Source organism: uncultured Cellulomonas sp., from assembly GCF_963527515.1.
GTDB lineage: Bacteria > Actinomycetota > Actinomycetes > Actinomycetales > Cellulomonadaceae > Cellulomonas.
The window spans coordinates 1-5,782 of the sequence record NZ_CAURTV010000157.1; the positions used below are offsets into that span (position 1 = coordinate 1).

6 protein-coding genes are annotated in these 5,782 nt (G+C 74.2%); all 6 read right to left on the bottom strand.

Going from position 1 to position 5,782, the window contains the following annotated elements; genetic code table 11:
* On the bottom strand, window positions 1–1,931 hold a 1,931-nt coding region (pheT, locus tag RYN42_RS19400; RefSeq protein WP_315099014.1), incomplete at its 3' end, for a phenylalanine--tRNA ligase subunit beta.
* The gene (gene pheS, locus RYN42_RS19405) at window positions 1,931–2,974 is read right to left on the bottom strand and encodes a phenylalanine--tRNA ligase subunit alpha (protein ID WP_315099027.1); all 1,044 of its coding nucleotides are present in this window, start codon (window positions 2,972–2,974) and stop codon (window positions 1,931–1,933) included. The genes pheT and pheS, both read right to left, overlap by 1 nt.
* 244 nt (window positions 2,975–3,218) lie before the next feature.
* Window positions 3,219–3,857, bottom strand: a complete 639-nt coding sequence (gene thpR / locus RYN42_RS19410; RefSeq protein ID WP_315099015.1) for an RNA 2',3'-cyclic phosphodiesterase — start codon at window positions 3,855–3,857, stop codon at window positions 3,219–3,221.
* Window positions 3,854–4,678: an RNA methyltransferase gene (locus RYN42_RS19415; RefSeq protein WP_315099017.1), complete on the bottom strand. Its 825-nt coding sequence runs from the start codon at window positions 4,676–4,678 to the stop codon at window positions 3,854–3,856. The genes thpR and RYN42_RS19415 overlap by 4 nt, the downstream gene beginning before the upstream one ends.
* Window positions 4,679–4,810: 132 nt before the next feature.
* Entirely contained in the window at window positions 4,811–5,194 is a 384-nt protein-coding gene (rplT, locus tag RYN42_RS19420) for a 50S ribosomal protein L20 (RefSeq protein WP_315099020.1), read from the bottom strand.
* A gap of 63 nt (window positions 5,195–5,257) precedes the next feature.
* Window positions 5,258–5,452, bottom strand: a complete 195-nt coding sequence (gene rpmI / locus RYN42_RS19425) for a 50S ribosomal protein L35 (protein WP_056093494.1) — start codon at window positions 5,450–5,452, stop codon at window positions 5,258–5,260.
* Between the last annotated feature and the right edge of the window lie 330 nt (window positions 5,453–5,782).

Consider the following 5,782-nt stretch of genomic DNA (forward strand, 5'->3'; position numbering starts at 1 on the left):
CCCGCCACCCGCCGCGGCTGCGGCGGCACGGCGGCGTCGATCGCGGCGAGCTGGGCGTCGGACGGACGGACACCGCCTGGCAGGCTCGGCGCGGCGGGCGCGTCCGCGAGGGGCCGCGTCACCAGGCCGAGCTCGAAGATCGCCACGTCGCTCGCCCCGCGCGCGACGTTCCGCCGGGCGGTGTCGAGGAGCGTGACCAGCAGGTTCGTCCGGAGGAACGGCTGCTCGTCGGACAGCGGGTTGACCAGCCGGACCGCGCGGCGGCGGTCGTCGTCGGCGGGCAGCCGCAGCACGTCGAGCTGCTCGGTGCTGATGAACGGGTAGCTGAGCACCTCCACCAGCCCCGACTCCGCCAGCCCGCGCGCCACCGAGCGACGCGTCCGCTGCGAGGCGGTGAGCCCGGTGCCGGCCGGCGCGGCAGGGAGGGTCGACGGGATGGCGTCGTACCCGCGCAGCCGCGCGACCTCCTCCACCAGGTCCACGCCCGCGACGAGATCGGGTCGCCACGAGGGGGCCTGCACGCTGACCACCCCCGGCCGGGCGTCCGTGAGGTCACAACCGATCGCGACGAGCGTCTCGCGCACCTCGTCGGCCGTGTAGGGCACCCCGACCAGGCGCGCGGGCAGGTCGAGCGCGAGCTCGAACGACGGCACGGGGACGCGTCGGTCCACATCGGTCAGCTGCGGGTCCGCCACTCCGCCGCCGTGCTCGACCAGGAGTGCGACCGCGCGTGCGACCGCGACCGGCGGGAGCGCAGGGTCGACGCCTCGCTCGAACCGCTTGGCCGCCTCGCTGGGCAGCTTGTGCCGGCGCGCCGTCCGGGCGACCGTGATCGGGTCGAAGTGGGCGGCCTCGACCAGCAGGTCCGTCGTGCTCCCGCTGACCTCGCTGTCGCCGCCGCCCATGACGGCCGCGAGACCGATCGGTCGGGACCCGCGCAGGCCGTCCGGGCTGTCGGTGATGAGCAGGTCCTCGGGGTCGAGCGCACGCTCGACGTCGTCGAGGGTGCGGATCTTCTCCCCGGGTCCGGCGCGCCGGACGACGATCGGCTCCGCCAGGTGCGCGAGGTCGTAGGCGTGCAGGGGCTGGCCGAGGTCGAGCATGACGTAGTTGGTCACGTCGACCGCGAGCCCGATCGGCCGCATGCCGGCCTGCTGCAGCCGGCGCTGCAGCCACGCCGGGGACGGGTCGTGGGCGCGCACGCCCCGGACCACCTGCGCGACGAACCGGTCCGCGCCGGGCACGCCGTTCACGGGCGCCACGTCGTCGATCTCGACGTCGAACCCACCGCCGACCGGCACGGTCTCCCCGCCGGGCAGGCCGTGGTCGGTGAACACCGCACCGGTGGACAGGCCGTACTCGCGCGCGACCCCACGCATGGAGAAGCAGTAGCCGCGGTCGGGCGTCACGTTGATCTCGAGCACCTCGTCGCCGAGGCCCAGCAGCTCACGCGCGTCGGTCCCGACAGGCGCGTCCAGCCCGAGCGTCGACAGGACGATGATGCCCGCGTGGTCCTCGCCGAGGCCGAGCTCGCGTGCCGAGCAGATCATGCCGTCGGAGACGTGACCGTAGGTCTTGCGCGACGCGATGGGGAACGGCCCCGGCAGGACGGCGCCGGGCAGCGCGACGACCACGCGGTCGCCGACGACGAAGTTGTGCGCGCCGCAGACGATGCCGCGGGGAGCGCCACCTGGCTCGTTGTGCTCCGGGCCCACGTCCACCCGGCACCAGTTGATGGTCTTGCCGTTCTTCTGCGGCTCCGGGGTCAGCTCCACGACCTCGCCGACGACCAGCGGGCCGGTCACGGCGGCGGCGTGGATCGCCTCCTCCTCCAGGCCGACGCGGACCAGGTCCGCCGCCAGCTTCTCGGCGGTCAGGTCCGTGGGCAGCTCGACGTGCTCGGCGAGCCACGTCAGGGGGATGCGCGGCATCAGATCTCCGTCCCGAACTGCGTGGAGAAGCGAATGTCGCCCTCCACCATGTCGTGCATGTCAGCGATGCCGTGGCGCAGCATCAGGGTGCGCTCGATGCCCATGCCGAACGCGAAGCCGGAGTAGACCTCCGGGTCGATGCCGACCGCCCGCAGCACGTGCGGGTTGACCATGCCGCAGCCACCCCACTCGATCCATCCGGGCCCGCCCTTCTTCTGCGGGAACCACAGGTCCATCTCCGCGCTGGGCTCGGTGAACGGGAAGAACGAGGGCCGCAGGCGCGTCCGGGCCTCGGGCCCGAAGATCGCCTGCGCGAAGCGGTCGAGCGTCCCCTTGAGGTGCGCCATGGTCAGGCCCTTGTCCACGGCGAGGCCCTCGACCTGGTGGAACACGGGGGTGTGCGTGGCGTCGAGCTCGTCCGTGCGGAACACCTTGCCCGGGCAGGCGATGTAGACCGGCAGGTCGCGCTGGAGCAGGGTGCGGGCCTGCACCGGTGACGTGTGGGTGCGCAGCACCAGGCCGGGCTGGTCGACGAAGAACGTGTCCTGCATCTGCCGGGCAGGGTGGTCGACGCCGAAGTTGAGCGCGTCGAAGTTGAACCACTCGGCGTCGAGCTCAGGTCCCTCGGCGATCTCCCAGCCCATCGACACGAAGATGTCGGCGATGCGCTCGGAGAGCGTCTCCAGCGGGTGCCGGGCGCCCCGCGGGCGGCGGTCCGTCGGGAGCGTCACGTCGACCGACTCGTCGACCAGGACGCGCTCGTCGCGCTCGGCCTCGAGCTGCGCCTGACGCTCGGCCAGCGCGCCCGCCAGGCGACCCTTGGCCTGGCCGAGCATCTTGCCCGCGGTCGCCTTGTCGGCCGGGGCGAGCCCGCCGATGGCGCGGTTGGCCAGCGCGATCGGGCTGCGCTCCCCCACGTGCTCGAGGCGGGCGGTCTTCAGGGCGTCGAGGTCGGCCGCGGCCGCGAGGGCCTTGAGCGCGTCCTCGACGGCGGACTCGATGCCGGGGGCGTCGAGCGGGGACAGGGCGGTGTCGTCGGACATCCTGACCTTCCAGTGCAGGTTCTGGGCGGCCGGCGCGTGCGCACGGCCGTGGCTGGGGCGCAGAGGCACCCGGCCGGCGGACAAGTCTAGAGGCGCCCGATCCGGGTGAGTGTGGCCCGTCCATCGACGGACGGCCTGCTCAGGTGCGCGTCAGCGGCGCGGCCCGGGTACGGGCCCGGGAAATCGGCGACCACCGGCCGCCTGCGCTCGCGCTGTCATGGCGGCCATCCTGCCACGGTTGCCGTCAGCGTCCGAGCGGAAACGTCGCGACCCGCTCGTACAGCGGTCCCCCGCCGCGGCCCGCCCCGGGTCGGGACGACACCAGCTCGAGCTCCTCGACGAGCCACCGGGGACCCTCGTAGACGGCGAGCGCCCGCACCAGGGCGGCGGCGACGTCCTCCTCGGCTCCCGGTACGTCCGGTCGCGCACCCGGCCGGTCCGGTCGCGACGAGCGCCGGCGGGGCGGTCTGCTCCCCGGCCTGACGCGCCCGACGGTGAGGTGCGGGCGGTCGCGCGGCCGGTTGTCGGTGACCCCTCCCGACGACTCTCCCGCCTCGACGCAGCCACGACCGACCGCGCGCTGCGCGTCCAGGTCCCCCGCCACGCCGACCCAGAGCGTGCGGTGCGAGAACACGCCGGCGCCGCGCAGCGCCAGCTCGTACGGCTGGACCCCGGCGGCCACCTCCGCCAGGTCGGCCGTCAGGCCGGGCACGGCCCCGTCCGGCAGGTCGCCGTAGAACGCGACCGTCAGGTGCCAGGTCTCCCGCGCGGACCAGCGCACCGCCGACGACAGGCCCGCCGGCTCGCCCCGTACCGACGCCAGCGCCAGGTCCAGGTGGTCGAGCACGTCCTGCGGCGGCCACACCGCGGCGAACAACCTCACCGCTGCGCCCGGGCGCTCGCGTACAGGCAGACGGTCGCCGCGGTCGCCAGGTTGAGCGACTCGGCCCGGCCCCGGATCGGCACCCGGACGACGGCATCGGCCAGGGCTCGGTCCTCGTCGCGCAGGCCCCACGCCTCGTTGCCGAACACCCACGCCGTCGGGCGCGACAGGTCCGGGACGCCGTCCTCCGCCGAGCCCGCGACGTCCAGCAGGTCGTCCAGGTCGAAGTCGCCCGCACCGTCCGCCGCCAGGACGAGCAGGCCTGCTGCGCGCAGGGCGGCCGTCGTCGGGGCCAGCTCCGCGCCCGTGACCACGGGCAGGTGGAACAGCGACCCGGCCGTCGACCGCACGACCTTGGGGTTGTGCACGTCGACGCTCTCGGCCGTCAGCACCGCGGCGTCCGCGCCGGCGGCGTCGGCGGCGCGGATGACCGTGCCGGCGTTCCCAGGGTCCCGGACGTGCGCGAGCACCGCGACGAGGGTCGGCGCCCCGGCGAGCACGGACTGCAGCGTGTGCCCGATCAGGGACGCCACCGCGACAACCTGCTGACCGTCCGGGCTCATGGCGTCGAGCACCTCGGCGGTGCCGAGGTGGACCCGGATCCCTCGGGTGCGCGAGGAGTCGACGATCTCCGGGTAGCGCTGCGCCGACGCCTCCGTGACGTAGACGTCGTGCACGTCCGCCGCGAGCACCGCCTCACGCACCGCCTGCGGACCCTCCACCACGAACCGCCCGGCCCGCTGCCGCACGGAGCGTCCGGCCAGCGCACGCACCGCCTTGACCCGCTCGGCCCGGGCGTTGGTCAGGATCTCGTCGGTCACGGGGACATCATGCCCGGGCACGACGAAGCCCCCGCGAACCGGTGACGGTTCCGGGGGCTCCGGGTGCGCCGGACCGCCGCCCGGCCCCGCGGCGGCGGGGCGATCGGGCGGTCGGTCAGCGTCGGACGAGGGTCACGCAGCCTTCGGCGCGTTGACGTCCGCGGGCAGTGCGGCCTTCGCCGTGGCGACGAGCGACGCGAACGTCGCGGCGTCGTTCACCGCGATGTCGGCGAGGACGCGACGGTCGACCTCGACACCCGCGAGCTTGAGGCCCTGGATGAGTCGGTTGTACGTCAGGCCCTGCTCGCGCGACGCAGCGTTGATGCGCTGGATCCACAGCTTGCGGAAGTCCTGCTTGCGCACCTTGCGGTCGCGGTACGCGTAGACGAGGGAGTGGGTGACCTGCTCCTTCGCCTTCCGGTACAGGCGCGACCGCTGGCCGCGGTAGCCCGCAGCGCGCTCGAGGGTTGTACGGCGCTTCTTCTGGGCGTTGACCGCCCGCTTCACGCGTGCCACGTGATGCTCCTTGCTTGTCTCAGGCTCGGACCGGGTGACCGGGGCGCAGCAGCGCCCCCGACGTCACTTGCCGAGCAGCTTCTTGATGCGGGGGGCGTCGGCAGGGGAGACGACGAGGTCGCCGGCCAGGCGGCGGGTGCGACGGCTCGACTTGTGCTCGAGCAGGTGGCGACCGCCGGCCTGCTCGCGCATGACCTTGCCGGTCCCGGTGACCCGGAAGCGCTTCTTGGCACCGGAGTGCGTCTTGTTCTTCGGCATGGCTGCCGTGTCTCCTTGTCCTTCACATCGCACGGGTTCGTACGACTCGTCTGGTGCGGTCCGACCGGGGGGCCGGGCCGTCCGTTCGTTCGGGTTCAGCTGGCCTCTTCCGAGGCCGTCGTGCTGGTCTGTGCCTTCGCCGGGCCGGGACGCGGCGCGGGTCGTGCTGCGGCGCTCGGCCGGGGGGTGGCCGGCTTGGGCGTCGCGGGCTTCGCCGCCGCCGGTGAGTCAGTCTTCGGCGCTGCCGACGGGGCCGCGGGCTGCGGCGTCGAGGGCGTGGTGGTCGGCTTGGGTGCTGCAGCCGGGCGCGCGGCAGCCGCGGGACGGGCT